6 protein-coding genes, 2 rRNA genes and 1 pseudogene are annotated in these 17,990 nt (G+C 68.4%); 6 read left to right on the top strand and 3 right to left on the bottom strand.

The genetic code is table 11. The annotated features are described in order from the left end of the window. Nucleotides 1-148 precede the first annotated feature (148 nt). Nucleotides 149-3,510, top strand: a pseudogene (locus tag PV963_RS21635) (AfsR/SARP family transcriptional regulator). On the opposite strand, the gene PV963_RS21630 reads toward PV963_RS21635, so the two are convergent. Together PV963_RS21630 and PV963_RS21625 are read right to left on the bottom strand one after the other, a co-directional pair. Then, nucleotides 3,507-5,510 carry a sigma-70 family RNA polymerase sigma factor gene (locus tag PV963_RS21630; RefSeq protein WP_274817412.1) on the bottom strand — a complete coding sequence of 668 codons (2,004 nt, stop codon included), beginning with the start codon at nt 5,508-5,510 and terminating at the stop codon, nt 3,507-3,509. The pseudogene PV963_RS21635 and the gene PV963_RS21630 overlap by 4 nt on opposite strands. A gap of 512 nt (nt 5,511-6,022) precedes the next feature. Beyond that, complete coding sequence (locus PV963_RS21625; protein WP_274817411.1) at nt 6,023-6,802, bottom strand: TetR/AcrR family transcriptional regulator; 780 nt, start codon at nt 6,800-6,802, stop codon at nt 6,023-6,025. 375 nt (nt 6,803-7,177) lie between these two features. Here PV963_RS21625 and PV963_RS21620 point away from each other — a divergent pair, with 375 nt between their 5' ends. Together PV963_RS21620 and PV963_RS21615 are read left to right on the top strand one after the other, a co-directional pair. After that, nucleotides 7,178-8,557 (top strand): NAD(P)/FAD-dependent oxidoreductase, encoded by a 1,380-nt coding sequence (locus PV963_RS21620; RefSeq protein WP_274817410.1) that lies wholly within the window; start codon nt 7,178-7,180, stop codon nt 8,555-8,557. 173 nt (nt 8,558-8,730) lie between these two features. Next, nucleotides 8,731-10,398, top strand: a complete 1,668-nt coding sequence (locus PV963_RS21615) for an ATP-binding SpoIIE family protein phosphatase (RefSeq protein WP_274817409.1) — start codon at nt 8,731-8,733, stop codon at nt 10,396-10,398. 39 nt (nt 10,399-10,437) lie between these two features. Here the strand turns inward: PV963_RS21615 and PV963_RS21610 are convergent, their stop codons facing one another. Then, nucleotides 10,438-11,703 carry an MFS transporter gene (locus tag PV963_RS21610; protein ID WP_274822085.1) on the bottom strand — a complete coding sequence of 422 codons (1,266 nt, stop codon included), beginning with the start codon at nt 11,701-11,703 and terminating at the stop codon, nt 10,438-10,440. A 123-nt stretch (nt 11,704-11,826) separates the two neighbouring features. On the opposite strand from PV963_RS21610, the gene PV963_RS21605 reads away from it, so the two are divergent. The 3 genes from PV963_RS21605 (at nt 11,827) to PV963_RS21595 (ending at nt 17,916) form a co-directional block, all read left to right on the top strand. Beyond that, entirely contained in the window at nt 11,827-12,375 is a 549-nt protein-coding gene (locus tag PV963_RS21605) for a MarR family winged helix-turn-helix transcriptional regulator (protein WP_274817408.1), read from the top strand. A gap of 584 nt (nt 12,376-12,959) precedes the next feature. After that, nucleotides 12,960-14,486 (top strand): 16S ribosomal RNA (locus PV963_RS21600). Nucleotides 14,487-14,794: 308 nt separating this feature from the next. Beyond that, nucleotides 14,795-17,916: ribosomal RNA gene (locus tag PV963_RS21595) — 23S ribosomal RNA — on the top strand. The 16S and 23S rRNA genes sit together here, the layout of an rRNA operon. Nucleotides 17,917-17,990 lie beyond the last annotated feature (74 nt).

Genomic DNA, 17,990 nt, shown 5'->3' with positions numbered 1-17,990 from the left:
CCCCCAGTGCCTTAAGGGCCTGGGAGGTGCCCACCCGGCCCCAGCAACACCGCCGAGTTCCTCGAAACGCCGGGTTGTGCAACTCCCGCGACAGCAACCCCGCCCAAAAAACCCCCGCCCCTCACCCCACCCCAGCGACAATGACCCGGTGCGGTACAGAATCCTGGGCGTCACCACGGCAGAAGACGAGCACGGCACAGCCGTACCCGTCGGCGGCCCCCGCCTCCGCGCCCTGCTCACCGCCCTCGCCCTACGCCCCTCCCACGTCACCCCACCCCAGACGCTGATCGACGAGGTGTGGACGGACGACCCACCCCAGGACGCCCACGCCGCACTCCAGGCCCTCATCGGCCGCCTCCGCCGCGCACTCGGCAAGGACGCCGTGACATCGGACACCGGCGGCTACCGCATCGCCGCCACGCCGGACGACATCGACCTCTTCGTCTTCGAACGGCTCGTCCAGCAGGGCACCGACGCCCTCGCCGCCGACGCCCCCGCCCTGGCGGAGCGGCACCTCGACGACGCACTCGCCCTCTGGCGCGGCCCCGCCCTCGCCGACCTCCCCGACCGCACCGCCGCCACCCGCCCGGAGGCCACGCACCTGGAGGCGACCCGGGCCCGAGCAGAGGCCCGCCTACGGCTCGGCCGCGCGCCGGACGTCGTACCGGAACTGCGGGAACTGACCGCCGTACACCCGTACGACGAACCGCTGCACGCCCTCCTGATCCGCGCCCTGCGCGACACCGGCCGCGAAGCCGACGCCCTCGCCGCGTACGAGTCCGCCCGCCACGCCCTCGCGGAGGACCTCGGCACCGACCCCGGCCCGCACCTGCGCGCCCTCCACGCCGACCTGCTCGCGTCGGCCGCGAGGAGCGAGACGAGGAGCGAGATACCGGCGCCCGCCCCGCCCGGGCGCACCGGGAACATCCGTCCCCGTCTGACCTCGTTCGTCGGCCGGGAACCCGAGATCGCCGCCATCCGTTCCGATGTGCACCGGGCCCGACTCGTCACCCTCACCGGACCGGGCGGCTCCGGCAAGACCCGCCTCGCCGAGGAAGCCGCCGCCGGGCTCCCACAGGCGTGGCTGGCCGAGCTCGCCCCGCTGGATCGGCCGGAGGCGGTGCCGGGAGCGGTGGTCAGCGCGCTCGGTCTGCGCGAGACCGTGCTGATGACCAGCGAGCTGACGGCCGTGCAGGACGACCCCGTCGCCCTGCTCGTGGAGTACTGCGCCCCGCGCAGCCAACTGCTGATCCTCGACAACTGCGAGCATGTCATCGGCGCCGCCGCCCACCTCGCCGAGACCCTGCTGACCCGCTGCCCGGGGCTCACGATCCTCGCCACCAGCCGCGAACCCCTGGGCGTGCCCGGCGAATTGGTGCGTCCGGTGGAGCCCCTGCGGCCGGACCAAGCCCGCCGGCTGTTCGCGGAGCGCGCCGCTGCCGTCCGCCCCGACGCGGACGCCGTGCTCCGTGACGAGCGGGCGGTGGCGGAGATCTGCCGCCGCCTGGACGGACTGCCGCTCGCCATCGAGCTGGCCGCGGCCCGGCTCCGGCTGCTCACGCCCCGGCAGATCGCCGACCGGCTCGACGACCGCTTCCGCCTCCTGACCTCCGGGAGCCGTACGGTCCTGCCCCGCCAGCAGACCCTGCGTGCCGTCGTCGACTGGTCGTGGGACCTGCTCGACGAGGCCGAGCGGTCGGTGCTGTGCGAGGTGTCCGTGTTCGCGGGCGGCTGGGACATCGCGGCGGCGGAGGCCGTGTGCACCGGGCCCGCCGCCGAGCTGCTCGGGGCGCTCGTCGACAAGTCCCTCGTCGTCGCGGCACCCGGCGGGACAGAGGACCCGGACGGCACAAACCACGAGGACGGCTCGGGCCGCTCCGCCGGCATGCGGTACCGGATGCTGGAGACCATCCACGAGTACGCCGTCGAGCGCGCTGCCGAGGCTCCGTCGCTGCGTGCCGCGGCCGAGCGCCGGCACCGGGCGTGGGTGCGTGCGCTGGTGGAGCGGGCCGACCCGCTGCTGCGCTCCGCCGGGCAACTGCTGTGGTCTCCCGTCTGGAGACCGAGCTCGACAACATCCGCGCGGCCCTCGACCGGGCCCTCACCGCCGGGGACGAGCAGGAGGCCGGCGCTCTGGTCCTGGCCATGGGCTGGTTCTGGTGGCTGCGCAACTACCGGCACGAGGGCATGGAGTGGCTCGACCGGATCCTGCGGCTGGGCGTGGTGAGGGATGCCGCCGGGCGTGTGCCGTCCGACGGCGTGCCGGGCCTGCCCGATCCCGTCGACCACTTCCTCGCCGCGCCGGGCGGGGAGGCGGCACATCCGCTGCACGCCCTGCGGATGGATCTGCGCATCCTGCATCTGCTCTTCGTGACCGAAGCCGGGTCCGCGGAGGCGTTCGTCAGCGAGCGGCGGCCGTACGTGGAGCGGGTGTGGGCCTACTTCCAGGAGGGCGGCCCACGGGCGGCCCGGATCCCGGGGCTTGTTTGCCCGATCATGTCCTCCCACGTGGGCGACCGGAGCGACCTCCGGGCCGTCATGGACTCCGCCGTCGCCAACTGCCGTACCTACGGCGGGGACTGGGAGACCGCCGTCGCCCTGATGTTCCGTACGCACATGGTCGTCGACGCACCCGGCGACCTGGACGGCGTCGACGACGACCTCGCGGAACTGCGGGTCCTCAGCCGCCGCGCCGGTGACCGCTGGCTGCGGGCCCAGGTGTGCGGCGCGGCCGGCGAGGCCGCGATGGCCCGCGGCCGCTTCGAGGAGGCCAAGGGGGAGTACGAGGAGGCGCTGCGGCTCGCCTACGAGGTGGGCGCGTACACCGAGTCGCCCTTCCTCATCGCCCGGCTCGCCGAGATCGCCTACCGCGCGGGAGACCGCCCGGCCGCGCTGGCCGCGCTGGACGAGGCGAGCGCCGCCGCCGACCAGTACGGCGTGGCGGACGCCAAGGCGTTCATCCTGCTGCTGCGGGCCCAGATCGCGTCCGACGAGGGGCACACCGCCCGGGCGCGCGAGCTGTGCGAGGCGGCGCGCGCGGACGCCGAGCGCGGCACACCGCCGCCCCAGTTCGTGGTGATGCTGGATCTGGTCGACGCCATGGTCACGGCGAGCGAGTCCGGCCCGGAGCCCGCCCTGGCCAAGGTGACCGGAGCCCTGCGCGAGGCCGTGGACAAGCGGTGCTCCGAGATGATCCGGGCCACGGTCGTGGACAGCGCGGCAGGACTGCTGGCCGACCTCGGCGACTTCCCGCGCGCGGCACGGCTGCTCGGTGCCGGGGACCGCTGGTGTGCCGACCGTCCCCGCCCCAACCTGGAGCACGCCCAGGCGGAACGGATCGGGGCAGCCACCCGCGCCGCCCTGGGTCCTGCCCGGTGCGAGTCGGAGCGCGCCCGGGGCGCGAGCCTCACCGCGGAAGACATCCTGCGCGAGCTGGACCAGGCGCGGAACTCGTACACCACCGAGAACTCGTACGCCACCGAGAACTCGCACCGAGCCGAAAGCCGCTAACCGCAGGTGAACTTGGACTCCGCCCAGTCCGCCAGGACCAGGTTGTCGAGGGCGCTGTGCGGTTCCACCACCAGTCGTACGGTGCTGCGGCCGGTGAGGTTCACCTGGACGGGGACCGCCGGGTCACCGCCCTCCACCAGCCCGGACCGCCACAACCGGACGCCGTCGGCGTAGACGGAGAAGTACACCTTGCCGAGCTTCAGCGTCAGGTCGTCCACCCCGACGTGCGCCTCGTAGGAGGAGCAGGAGCGGTTGAGGTCGATGGTGACGGAGGAGCGGCCGTGCACGGTGACGCCGTGCGTGTACCGCCGGTCGCCGGACGACAGGCCGTGCCGCTGCCAGACCCAGCTGCTCGCGCCGATCCGCATCTCGGGTTCGGTGCCGTCGCCGCTGATGTCGTACGACAGTTCGCTCCACTGGTAGACGACCGGGGCGGGTGGCCTCTCGGTCGGTGTCGGTGTCGGTGTCGGTGTCGGTGCGGGTGTGGGTGTGAGTGCCGGGGGTGGTGTCGGCCTCGGGGACGCGGGCGGCGGGGTGGGCTTCGGTGTCGGGGCGGGGGAGTGTGTGGACGACGGGCTGGTCCTGGGGGCCGGTGTCGGCGCGGGCTGCTCGGCGCGTGCGGGCACGATCCCCGGTGGCCGCGGCCCGGGCTCCCGCTGCGACGGAGAGGGCGTGGGCTCGGCGGGCCCGCCCACCGGAGAGGACGGGGTGGGAGCCGTCCTCGCCTCGTCCTTCGGCTTCTCGCCGCCGGCCAGCGCCAGCACCACCGCGGCCACGACGCCCACGGCGACCACACCGGCCGCGATACCGGCCTTCACCGGCGCGCGCACCCCCTCGGAGGCTGCCGCGCCACCTCCCGCCCCACCGGACGAGCCGCCTCCCGCAGCACCGCCGGCCGAACCGGCGCCCGCCGCCGACCCGCCCGACGAGCCCCCGCCCGCCGCCGAGGCCGCACCCGCGGCTCCGGCCGCCCCCGCTCCCGCGCCACCGGCGATGAGCCCGGCCGCCTTGGCGTACCCGGCGGCACCGAACCAGCCGATGACCGCGACCGGCACCACGGCGGGGATACCGCCGGCGACCTCCTCGATCTGTGTCGCGGCCAGCCGGCACTTCGCGCACTCCTCCAGGTGCTTGCGCAGCCCCCGCTCGGCACGCGTGCGCAGCCGGCCGCAGGCGTACGTGCCGAGCTGGTCGGCGTAGCGCGCGCACTCCTCGTCGTCGGTGAGCGTGGCACTGACGTGGGCCTGGAGGTAGGCCTGCTTGAGGCCCTCGCGGGCCCGGCTGGCGAGCACGCGCGTGCCGTTGGCGTCCAGCCCGAAGAGCGTGGCGACCTCGCTGGGCGACTCGTCCTCGACCTCGGTGTGCCACAGCACGGCCTGCCACCGCTCCGGCAGCGACCTGAAGGCCCGCATGGCCATGGACCGCTCGGCCTCGTGCATCGCCCGCACGTCCGCGCCCAGGTCGAGTGTGTCGTCGTCGGACGCGGAGGAGCCGCGCGCGGACTGGGCGGCGAACACCGCGAAGTCGTCGACGAGCTGTTCCCGCCGCGCCGACCGCGTCCAGGAGGCGGCGACGCGCCGGACGGAGGTGAGCAGGTACGCGCGTACGGCGTGCTCGGGGCCGGAGCCGCCGCGTACCGCCTGGAGCATGCGGGCGAAGACCTCGGCGGTCAGGTCGTCCGCGGTGTAAGCGTCGCGGCAGCAGGTCCGGGCGTACCGGCGCACGGCCTGTGCGTGGCGCCGGTACAGCTCCTCGTACGCCGTGTCGTCGCCCGAGCGCATCCGGTCGATGAGATCGGCGTCGGAGGGCGGCAGCTCGCGCGGCGGCGGCACGACGCTGTCCTCACGCCATGCGCGCTGCGGCGGGACCGAGCCGTCGGCGGGATGCCCGCCCGGTGGGACGCTCGCGCGTCCGCCCTGGCTCGGCACCCGGGGTGGGACCGGGCCACCGGCCGTGGCGTCCCCGTCATCGCTCGACTCGTCCCGCCCGTCAACGCTCATCGCGGAAAGCCCCCGCCAGCCGCCCAACACGTCCAGACCACCCGGTCAGAGTGCCATATTGGCTTTTGGTCAGAACCCCGCAGTCCGGACCATCACTCATCCGTCGGGGTTTACCGCACGCCAGTACTGGTCGTCACTCGTTCGGGGAATGATCCCCTGTCGCCCCGGCCCGGAAACCGACCGGAACGACCGACGGGCTCAGCCGACTGGTGGTTCGACCGGCTCAGCAGCCCCGTACGTCCGACGGGCAAAGCCGCCCCGTGCGTCGACCGGCAAGCCGCTCGTGCGTCCGACCCGCCCAGCAGCCTCGTGCATCGACCGGCCCAGCCCTGTGCGTTCGACCGGCTCAGCAGCCTCGTGCGTCGACCGGCAAGCCGCTCGTGCGTCCGACCGGCAAAGCCGCCCCCGTGCGTCGACCGGCAAAGCCACCCGTGCGGTCCGCCCGGCCCAGCCGACCGGCAAAGCCGACCGGGCCGCTCGACGGTCCACCCGTTCCCGCAGCCCGCCCGGCCTCACGCCGGCCGCGACCGCAGCCCCTCCAGCAGGATGTCCAGCAGCCGCGCCGACGCGGCCGCCTGCTGTGCCGCGTCCGGCAGCGAGGGCGCGGCCGTCGCGATCACCAGCAGCACGTCCGACACCGACACGTCCGCCCGCAGCTCACCCGCCGTACGCGCCCGCTCCACGAGCTGACCCACGACCTGGAGCAGCGCCGACGCCCCGGCGTCGTCCTCCGCCGCGACCGCCGAAGCCGGCACCGAGGCGACCGCCACCGGCTCCTCCGGCACCAGCCGCAGCTCCGCCGAGCCCGGCTGCATGCGCTGCTGCGGCACCCGCGCCTGACCGGCACGCTCCTCCTCGACCGAGACCCGCAGCACCTGCGGCGGCAGCAGCCGCCCGGCGCCGGAGGCCACCGACGTCCGCAGGAAGCGCGACAGCGCCGACCACGGCTCGTCCTCCTGCCCGAGCGCCGCACGCGCCTGGTCGGTCAGCCGGGAGGTCTCCTCCTCGGCTATCCGCCGCACCAGGACGTCCTTGCTCGGGAACCGCCGGTACACCGTGCCCACGCCGACCCGCGCGCGTCGCGCCACGTCCTCCATCGGCGCGCCGTACCCCAGCTCGCCGAACACCTCGCGCGCCGCCCGCAGCACGTGCTCCAGATTGCGCTGTGCGTCCACGCGCAGCGGTGTCGTCCGCGATCCGTCCCCGCGTCCGTTGCCCGCCGTCGCGCTCATCGTCACGCCACCCGCCGCGACAGCGGACGCGGACGACCAATGAGAGTCCTGAACATGCATATGTATTCCCCCGGTAATGACGTCTCCCCCCGGAGACACTCCCCGCCATTCGATGCCGGGACGGGGGAACAGGCCCGGGTCCCCGGGCCGCCCGTCGCGGACCCGGCGAGCGCATCCCCCTACACCCCGTCGACACACGAACATAGTTGAGAGGGAGTCAATTCAGAAGGGGCAGGTTCCGCACGGAGCGCCCACCGATCGGAGTACGGGCCGTATACGTCCCGAATGTGCCCCCGAGCGCCCCCCGTGCCACCCCCACTGACCTGCGCATACTCATCGCAGCTCACCTTTCCGGCCAACTCCGCGCGCTCTCCCGCTCCGGTCACACAATTCGTCGAGGCTGTGGACAAACGCAAGCGGCGGGTGCGTCATGGGATGGTGAAGGAACGTGCGCGCATTCTCGTTGTCGGTGGTGGCTACGTCGGGATGTACACGGCCCTGCGCCTCCAGCGCAGACTGAAACGGGAACTGGAGCGGGGCGAGGTGGAGATCACGGTCGTCACCCCCGACCCGTACATGACGTACCAGCCGTTCCTTCCCGAGGCCGCCGCCGGCGCCATCTCCCCCCGCCATGTCGTCGTACCGCTGCGCCGCGTCCTCGACCGGTGCCGCGTCGTCATCGGCGAGGCCACCGCCATCGACCACGCCAAGCGCACCGCCACCATCACCACCCTCGCCACCGAGGAGGAGGGCACGGGCGGGCAACAGCTGACGTACGACGAACTCGTCCTCGCCCCCGGCTCCGTCTCGCGCGCCCTGCCGGTCCCCGGCCTCGCCGACCACGGCATCGGCTTCAAGACCGTCGAGGAGGCCATCGGCCTGCGCAACCACGTCATCGAGCAGATGGACATCGCCTCCTCCACCCGCGATCCCGCGATCCGCGACGCGGCCCTCACCTTCGTCTTCGTCGGCGGCGGCTTCGCCGGCGTGGAGGCACTGGGCGAACTGGAGGACATGGCCCGCTACGCCGCGCGCTACTACCACAACGTCCAGCCCGAGGACATGAAGTGGATCCTCGTCGAGGCCTCGGACCGCATCCTGCCCGAGGTCGGCGAGGAGATGGGCCGCTACACCGTCACCGAACTGCGGCGCCGCAACATCGACGTACGCCTGCAGACCCGACTGGAGTCCTGCGCGGACCGGGTCGCGGTCCTCAGCGACGGCGCCCGCTTCCCCACCCGTACGGTCGTCTGGACGGCCGGCGTCAAACCCCACCCGGTGCTCGCCGCCACCGACCTGCCCCGCAACGACCGCGGACGGCTCAAGTGCACGGCCGAGCTGACGATCGAGGGCACCACGCACGCGTGGGCAGCGGGAGACGCCGCGGCCGTCCCCGACGTCACGGCCGGCGAACCCGGCCGCGAGTGCGCCCCCAACGCCCAGCACGCCGTCCGCCAGGCCAGGGTCCTCGGCGACAACATCGTGCACGCCCTGCGCGGCGAACCCCTCACCACGTACACCCACAAGTACGTCGGCTCGGTCGCCTCCCTGGGCCTGCACAAGGGCGTCGCCCACGTCTACGGACGCAAGCTCAAGGGCTACCCCGCCTGGTTCATGCACCGCGCCTACCACCTCAGCCGCGTGCCCACCTTCAACCGCAAGGCGCGCGTGCTCGCCGAATGGGCCCTGGCCGGCCTGTTCAAACGCGAGATCGTCTCCCTGGGTTCACTCGAACACCCCCGGGCCGAGTTCGAACTCGCGGCCGGTGGAAAGCCTTCCCAGGACCCCCCGCACAACCCGAAGGGGTCGTCCTGACCGGACCCAGGAACTCCACCGGCCGGCCCGGCGTCTGACGGATGCCGGTCCGGTCCGCTCACTGCCAGACTGGTCCACCACCGCGGGCGTGCCACCACACACCCCGGTGCGGGCCCCCGGGGCCCCGGCCGGTTCCGGTGCCGGCCGCCGACGACTACACGAGGCAAGGATTCGTGAACTTCACGCGCTGGAGCGCCCGGCTCCCCGGAACGCAGCGCCGCGCCGCAGCGCGGACCGAGCAGACGGCCTCCCCGGACCGGCGGGGGGAAGGTTCCGTACCCGCCGCCCGTGCCGAACAACTGACCGACGAGCCGCCGCCCGTACCCGCCGTCGACGAACTGCGGGTGCGCGAGGTCCTCGACCGCGTCCCGTCCCTCGTCGCCCTGGTCCACGGCCCCGACCACCGCATCGCCTACGTCAACGACGCCTACAGGACCGCCTTCGGCGTACGCCCCCTCGGCGAACGCGCCCGCGAGGCCCTCCCCGAACTGGACGCCCTCGGCCTGTTCCCCCTCCTGGACCAGGTCCAGCGCAGTGGCAAGCCCCGCACGGTCAAGTCCCGCAAGGCCCCCGACGGCCGCTCCTACACCTTCACCTGCACCCCGGTCGCCCAGGGCGACGGCAAGGGCGGCGGCGACGGCCGCGGAGTGCTCGTCTTCGCCACGGACGTCACCGACCACGCCGAAGCCGCCGAGCGCCTGCGCGCCAGCGAACGCCGCCAGCGCGAAACGGCGGTGACCCTCCAGAGGTCACTGCTCCCCCAGGAGCTCGAAGAACCCGACGACCTGCGCATCGCCGCCACGTACCACCCCGGAGGCACGGAGGCCGCCGTCGGCGGCGACTGGTACGACGTCATCACCCTCGGCGGCGGCCGCACGGCCCTCGTCATCGGTGACGTCATGGGCCGCGGCGTCCGCGCCGCAGCGGTCATGGGCCAGCTCCGCACGGCGGTCCGCGCTTACGCCCGCCTCGACCTGCCCCCGCACGAGGTCCTCCAGCTCCTCGACGGCCTGGCAGCCGAGATCGACGCCAACCAGATCGCCACGTGCGCGTACGCGGTCCACGACCCGAACGAGGGCAAGCTCGTCTACTCCTCGGCGGGCCACCTCCCCATCCTCGTCCGCGACGAGAACGGCACGGTCCTGCGCGCCGACGAACCCACCGGCCCGCCGCTCGGCACCGGCGGCTGGATGCACACCTCGGGCTCGATCCCCCTCGGCCCCGGCTCCACGGCCGTCCTCTACACGGACGGCCTGGTGGAGCGCCGCGACGCCGACCTGGACGAGGGCATCGCCGCCCTGGAAAGCGCCCTGGCCGGCGCCACCGGCACACCCCAGGTCGTCTGCGACCGCCTGGTCCGCTCGGCGGGCGTGACCCCCGACCACGACGACGACGTGGCCGTCCTGGTCCTCCAGCACCCGGCCCGGACGGGCCCGGAGAGCGAGCTGTTCCGCAACGCCGCGCTGGACCTCCTGGGCGGCGTGGAAGCGGCCCCACGCGCGCGTGCCTTCGCCTCCGGCGTCCTGACCAGCTGGCGCTTCCCCGCCGATCTGCACGACCTGGGCGTCCTGGCCACCAGCGAACTGGTCGCCAACTCCCTCCAGCACGGCACCCCACCGATGCGCCTGCGCCTGCGCCGCACCGACCGCCGCCTGATCATCGAGGTCACCGACGGCGACGACCACCTCCCCAGGCGCCGCCGCGCGGAACCGGGCGACGAATCGGGCCGGGGCATCGCCATCGTCGCCACGATCGCGTCGAGCTGGGGCTGCCGCCGGACACCGGGCGGCGGCAAGGCGGTCTGGTGCGAGTTCGCGCTACCGCGTACGCAGACGACGTAGGGGCACCCAAGCAGGGACTGGAGGGGAAGGGGGAGGGGATCAGACGTCCGCGGACACGGGCGCCCCACCCCGCGCCACGACCCGGCTCTTCGCGAGCCACGGCTGATCCTGCACATCCGTGAGCTGCCGCCCCAGCCGCACCGCCAGGAAGGTGATCCCCAGCGAGAACAGCAGGAACGCCACGATGTACGGCGCGTGCAGCGAGGCCCCGAGCGGCCCGCCCACCGCCGGCCCGACGGCCAGCGCGAGCTGCTTGACCAGAGCGAACGCGGAGTTGTACTGCCCGGCCATCCCCTCCGGCGCCAGATCGGCGACCAGCGGGGCGACCGTCGGCGACAGCAACGCCTCACCCAGCCCGAACAAGGCGTACGTCGAGACGAACGCTGCCGTCGCCATCTCCTGGCTCCCGTGCCCGAGCCCCGCGTACCCGGCGACAGCCCAGGCCACGGCCCAGATCAGCCCGACAGCAGCGATCACCCGCGAGCGCCGACGCCGCTCCACGAACCGCAGCACGGCGAACTGCGCCACGACTATCACCAGCGTGTTCGCCGCCAGCGCGGTCCCCAGCGCCGACGTCGATATCCCGGCGGCCTCGACCCCGTACGCACTCAGCCCCGACTCGAACTGCCCGTAGCAGGCGAAGAACAGCACGAAGCCCAGCACGCACAGCTGCACCATGGCCCGGTTGCCCAGCAACTGCTTCCAGCTGCCCCGCCCCGACGCCACGGGCGCGCCCTCGATCCGCGGCGCGTGCGGCGTCCGCACGGTCGCCATCACCCCGACCAGCAGCAGGAACATCGCCGCCTCGATGGCGAAGAGCAGCGTGAAGGAGGCAGCGCTCGATGTATCGACGAGATGACCCCCGATGAGGCCACCCACCCCGAGCCCGAGGTTCTGCAGGAAGAACTGCATGGCGAACGCCCGCGACCGGGTCTCCGCCGACGAGCAGTCCACGATCATCGTCGCCAGCGCCGGCTGCATCACGGCCTGCCCGGCCCCCAGCAGGGAAGCCGACACCAGCACGGCAGCCGCACTGCTCGCGATCCCCAGGCTCAGCGCTCCCAGGGCGGCGGTGACCAGGGCGGCGAGCAACACCGGCAACGGTCCACGCCGGACGATGGCCCGCCCGGCGAACGGCAGCACGACCAGCGCCGCCACAGCGAAGACGGCGAGTACGAGACCCGCCGTCATGGCTCCCAGTCCCCGTACCTGCGCCACATAGACGTACAGATAGGGGACGGTGAAGCCGAGCCCGAACGCGCTGAGTGCGTTGCCCACGTGGATCCGGCGCATCGCTGCGCCCATCGCCCTGGTCACGTTCACCTCTCTCACAAGTTAGGAGTGAAGACTTCGAAACTAAACTTCGAAGCTAAAGAGTACAGATCCAAGGACTTCAAGGCAAAGAACGAGCGTGCGATACTGCCGCCCATGGGCGACAACCCCGGCCCCAGCGAGCCGACCCTCGAAGAACAGATCGCCGCGTACCAACGCGAGTTCCAGGACCTCGACCCCCAGGTGGAGCAGATCGTCTCGGCCCTGTCCCGCCTGAACCGCCGCATGAATGTCGCCTACGGCCGTCAGACCGCGGCCCTCGGCATCAGCAACGCCGAGTGGGAGGTCCTCAAGGCCCTCGTCCTCTCCGGCGCCCCCTACCGTCTGGGCCCCAGCGACCTCGCGAAGCGCCTGGGCCTGACCCCGGCCGCCATGACCCACCGCATCGACCGCATGGTCGGCGAAGGACTGGTCACCCGGGAGCGGGACGAGTCCAACCGGGTCCGCGTCATCGTCGAGCTCACCACTGGAGGTCGTGAGAAATGGCTGGAGGCGATGCGCCTGGCGTCGGTCTTCGAGGAGGACCTGCTCCAGGACCTGTCCCCGGAGGAGCGCACCGCGCTCGGCGAGGTCCTCACCCGCCTCCTGCGCCGAGTCGAAGACGCCCAGCCGGACGCCGGCGGCCGCCTCTCCGACCTGGACTGACGTCCGCACAAAAGATCTTGACAGGGGTCACTTGACAGCCCCCTCCCCGATCCGTAAAGTTCTTCGGGTTGCCGGGGAGCCGTAACGGTTCTGCGACAGCACTTCCGCCGCACGAGCGGCACCCAACCACTAGCAAGATCGCTCCCAACGGGGTTGATTTCGGCATGCCCGAATTCAATTCGAATTGGGACTCGACGACCTGATCGACTCCGAACCGGCTTCGATTTTGGAAACGCCGAGAGAACGCGCTAAGGTTGGACACGTCGGAACGGCCCAACGGCCGCGAAGACGAACCCCGCTGACTGGGGGTCAGGTCGAGAAAAGGATCTGATAGAGTCGGAAACGCAAGACCGAAGGGAAGCGCCCGGAGGAAAGCCCGAGAGGGTGAGTACAAAGGAAGCGACCGTTCCTTGAGAACTCAACAGCGTGCCAAAAGTCAACGCCAGATATGTTGATACCCCGTCTCCAGCATCAGCTGGGACGAGGTTCCTTTGAAAAAACACAGCGAGGACGCTGTGAACGGCCGGGCTTATTCCGCCTGGCTGTTCCGCTCTCGTGGTGTTGCACCGGATTACCGGTACACATTCACGGAGAGTTTGATCCTGGCTCAGGACGAACGCTGGCGGCGTGCTTAACACATGCAAGTCGAACGATGAACCACTTCGGTGGGGATTAGTGGCGAACGGGTGAGTAACACGTGGGCAATCTGCCCTGCACTCTGGGACAAGCCCTGGAAACGGGGTCTAATACCGGATACTGATCATCTTGGGCATCCAAGGTGTTCGAAAGCTCCGGCGGTGCAGGATGAGCCCGCGGCCTATCAGCTTGTTGGTGAGGTAATGGCTCACCAAGGCGACGACGGGTAGCCGGCCTGAGAGGGCGACCGGCCACACTGGGACTGAGACACGGCCCAGACTCCTACGGGAGGCAGCAGTGGGGAATATTGCACAATGGGCGAAAGCCTGATGCAGCGACGCCGCGTGAGGGATGACGGCCTTCGGGTTGTAAACCTCTTTCAGCAGGGAAGAAGCGAAAGTGACGGTACCTGCAGAAGAAGCGCCGGCTAACTACGTGCCAGCAGCCGCGGTAATACGTAGGGCGCGAGCGTTGTCCGGAATTATTGGGCGTAAAGAGCTCGTAGGCGGCTTGTCGCGTCGGTTGTGAAAGCCCGGGGCTTAACCCCGGGTCTGCAGTCGATACGGGCAGGCTAGAGTTCGGTAGGGGAGATCGGAATTCCTGGTGTAGCGGTGAAATGCGCAGATATCAGGAGGAACACCGGTGGCGAAGGCGGATCTCTGGGCCGATACTGACGCTGAGGAGCGAAAGCGTGGGGAGCGAACAGGATTAGATACCCTGGTAGTCCACGCCGTAAACGGTGGGCACTAGGTGTGGGCAACATTCCACGTTGTCCGTGCCGCAGCTAACGCATTAAGTGCCCCGCCTGGGGAGTACGGCCGCAAGGCTAAAACTCAAAGGAATTGACGGGGGCCCGCACAAGCGGCGGAGCATGTGGCTTAATTCGACGCAACGCGAAGAACCTTACCAAGGCTTGACATACACCGGAAAACCCTGGAGACAGGGTCCCCCTTGTGGTCGGTGTACAGGTGGTGCATGGCTGTCGTCAGCTCGTGTCGTGAGATGTTGGGTTAAGTCCCGCAACGAGCGCAACCCTTGTCCCGTGTTGCCAGCAGGCCCTTGTGGTGCTGGGGACTCACGGGAGACCGCCGGGGTCAACTCGGAGGAAGGTGGGGACGACGTCAAGTCATCATGCCCCTTATGTCTTGGGCTGCACACGTGCTACAATGGCCGGTACAATGAGCTGCGATACCGCGAGGTGGAGCGAATCTCAAAAAGCCGGTCTCAGTTCGGATTGGGGTCTGCAACTCGACCCCATGAAGTCGGAGTCGCTAGTAATCGCAGATCAGCATTGCTGCGGTGAATACGTTCCCGGGCCTTGTACACACCGCCCGTCACGTCACGAAAGTCGGTAACACCCGAAGCCGGTGGCCCAACCCCTTGTGGGGAGGGAGCTGTCGAAGGTGGGACTGGCGATTGGGACGAAGTCGTAACAAGGTAGCCGTACCGGAAGGTGCGGCTGGATCACCTCCTTTCTAAGGAGCACTTCTTACCGATCCCTTCGGGGTGAGGTCAGAGGCCAGTACATCAGCGAGTGTCTGATGCTGGTTGCTCATGGGTGGAACGTTGACTACTCGGCATCTTCAGCCAATTCGGGCTGCCAGTACTGCTCTTCGGAGCGTGGAACGCAGACCACGAGGGGCGAGGGTGTCGGGCACGCTGTTGGGTGTCTGAGGGAATGGATTTTTCCTCAGCGCCGGCCCCAGTGAACTCGCCTGTGTAGGGCGGGGTGATGGGTGGCTGGTCGTTGTTTGAGAACTGCACAGTGGACGCGAGCATCTGTGGCCAAGTTTTTAAGGGCGCACGGTGGATGCCTTGGCACCAGGAACCGATGAAGGACGTGGGAGGCCACGATAGGCCCCGGGGAGTCGTCAACCAGGCTTTGATCCGGGGGTGTCCGAATGGGGAAACCCGGCAGTCGTCATGGGCTGTCACCCGCTGCTGAACACATAGGCAGTGTGGAGGGAACGCGGGGAAGTGAAACATCTCAGTACCCGCAGGAAGAGAAAACAACCGTGATTCCGGGAGTAGTGGCGAGCGAAACCGGATGAGGCCAAACCGTATGCGTGTGAGACCCGGCAGGGGTTGCGTATACGGGGTTGTGGGATCTCTCTTTCATGGTCTGCCGGCCGTGAGACGAGTCAGAAACCGTTGATGTAGGCGAAGGACATGCGAAAGGTCCGGCGTAGAGGGTAAGACCCCCGTAGTCGAAACGTCAGCGGCTCGTTTGAGAGACACCCAAGTAGCACGGGGCCCGAGAAATCCCGTGTGAATCTGGCGGGACCACCCGCTAAGCCTAAATATTCCCTGGTGACCGATAGCGGATAGTACCGTGAGGGAATGGTGAAAAGTACCCCGGGAGGGGAGTGAAATAGTACCTGAAACCGTGTGCCTACAAGCCGTGGGAGCGTCGGAATGAAGACTTGTCTTCATTCTCGTGACTGCGTGCCTTTTGAAGAATGAGCCTGCGAGTTTGCGGCGTGTTGCGAGGTTAACCCGGGTGGGGTAGCCGTAGCGAAAGCGAGTCCGAATAGGGCGTTTGAGTAGCACGCTCAAGACCCGAAGCGGAGTGATCTAGCCATGGGCAGGTTGAAGCGGAGGTAAGACTTCGTGGAGGACCGAACCCACCAGGGTTGAAAACCTGGGGGATGACCTGTGGTTAGGGGTGAAAGGCCAATCAAACTCCGTGATAGCTGGTTCTCCCCGAAATGCATTTAGGTGCAGCGTCGTGTGTTTCTTGCCGGAGGTAGAGCACTGGATAGGCGATGGGCCCTACCGGGTTACTGACCTTAGCCAAACTCCGAATGCCGGTAAGTGAGAGCGCGGCAGTGAGACTGTGGGGGATAAGCTCCATGGTCGAGAGGGAAACAGCCCAGAGCATCGACTAAGGCCCCTAAGCGTACGCTAAGTGGGAAAGGATGTGGAGTCGCAGAGACAACCAGGAGGTTGGCTTAGAAGCAGCCACCCTTGAAAGAGTGCGTAATAGCTCACTGGTCTAGTGATTCCGCGCCGACAATGTAGCGGGGCTCAAGCGTACCGCCGAAGTCGTGTCATTGCAGTAATACGGCCAACGCCGGCTGTGATGGGTAGGGGAGCGTCGTGTGCCGGGTGAAGCAGCACCGGAAGGTAGTTGTGGACGGTTCACGAGTGAGAATGCAGGCATGAGTAGCGATACAAACGTGAGAAACGTTTGCGCCGATTGACTAAGGGTTCCTGGGTCAAGCTGATCTGCCCAGGGTAAGTCGGGACCTAAGGCGAGGCCGACAGGCGTAGTCGATGGATAACCGGTTGATATTCCGGTACCCGCTGTGAAGCGTCAAACATCGAATCCAGTGATGCTAAGCCCGTGAAGCCGTTCCGGACCCTTCGGGGAAAGGAAAGTGGTGGAGCCGGTGACCCAAGTTGGTAGTAGGTGAGTGATGGGGTGACGCAGGAAGGTAGTCCATCCCGGGCGGTGGTTGTCCCGGGGTAAGGGTGTAGGACGTCAGGTAGGTAAATCCGCCTGGCAATAGTCTGAGACCTGATGCCGAGCCGATTGTGGTGAAGTGGATGATCCTATGCTGTCGAGAAAAGCCTCTAGCGAGTTTCATGGCGGCCCGTACCCTAAACCGACTCAGGTGGTCAGGTAGAGAATACCGAGGCGTTCGGGTGAACTATGGTTAAGGAACTCGGCAAAATGCCCCCGTAACTTCGGGAGAAGGGGGGCCACGCCTGGTGAGAGGACTTGCTCCTCGAGCTGGGGGTGGCCGCAGAGACCAGCGAGAAGCGACTGTTTACTAAAAACACAGGTCCGTGCGAAGCCGTAAGGCGATGTATACGGACTGACGCCTGCCCGGTGCTGGAACGTTAAGGGGACCGGTTAGCTCCATTTCGGTGGGGCGAAGCTGAGAACTTAAGCGCCAGTAAACGGCGGTGGTAACTATAACCATCCTAAGGTAGCGAAATTCCTTGTCGGGTAAGTTCCGACCTGCACGAATGGCGTAACGACTTCTCGACTGTCTCAACCATAGGCCCGGTGAAATTGCACTACGAGTAAAGATGCTCGTTTCGCGCAGCAGGACGGAAAGACCCCGGGACCTTTACTACAGTTTGATATTGGTGTTCGGTTCGGCTTGTGTAGGATAGCTGGGAGACTGTGAAGCGCTAACGCCAGTTAGTGTGGAGTCGTCGTTGAAATACCAGTCTGGTCGTGCTGGATGTCTAACCTGGGTCCGTGATCCGGATCAGGGACAGTGTCTGATGGGTAGTTTAACTGGGGCGGTTGCCTCCTAAAGGGTAACGGAGGCGCCCAAAGGTTCCCTCAGCCTGGTTGGCAATCAGGTGTTGAGTGTAAGTGCACAAGGGAGCTTGACTGTGAGACCGACGGGTCGAGCAGGGACGAAAGTCGGGACTAGTGACCCGGCGGTGGCTTGTGGAAGCGCCGTCGCTCAACGGATAAAAGGTACCCCGGGGATAACAGGCTGATCTTCCCCAAGAGTCCATATCGACGGGATGGTTTGGCACCTCGATGTCGGCTCGTCGCATCCTGGGGCTGGAGTCGGTCCCAAGGGTTGGGCTGTTCGCCCATTAAAGCGGTACGCGAGCTGGGTTTAGAACGTCGTGAGACAGTTCGGTCCCTATCCGCTGTGCGCGTAGGAGTCTTGAGAAGGGCTGTCCCTAGTACGAGAGGACCGGGACGGACGAACCTCTGGTGTGCCAGTTGTTCTGCCAAGGGCATGGCTGGTTGGCTACGTTCGGGAGGGATAACCGCTGAAAGCATCTAAGCGGGAAGCCTGCTTCGAGATGAGGACTCCCACCCACTTGATGGGGTAAGGCTCCCAGTAGACGACTGGGTTGATAGGCCGGATATGGAAGCACGGTAACGTGTGGAGTTGACCGGTACTAATAGGCCGAGGGCTTGTCCTCAGTTGCTCGCGTCCACTGTGTTGGTTCTGAAACCACGAACAGTCCCATGCCATGGTCACGGTATGGTGCGGCTG

The organism is Streptomyces coeruleorubidus, assembly GCF_028885415.1.
In the GTDB taxonomy this organism is placed as follows: domain Bacteria; phylum Actinomycetota; class Actinomycetes; order Streptomycetales; family Streptomycetaceae; genus Streptomyces; species Streptomyces coeruleorubidus_A.
Note: the sequence above shows the minus strand (reverse complement) of the source record. Positions and strands in the feature narration are given on the sequence as shown.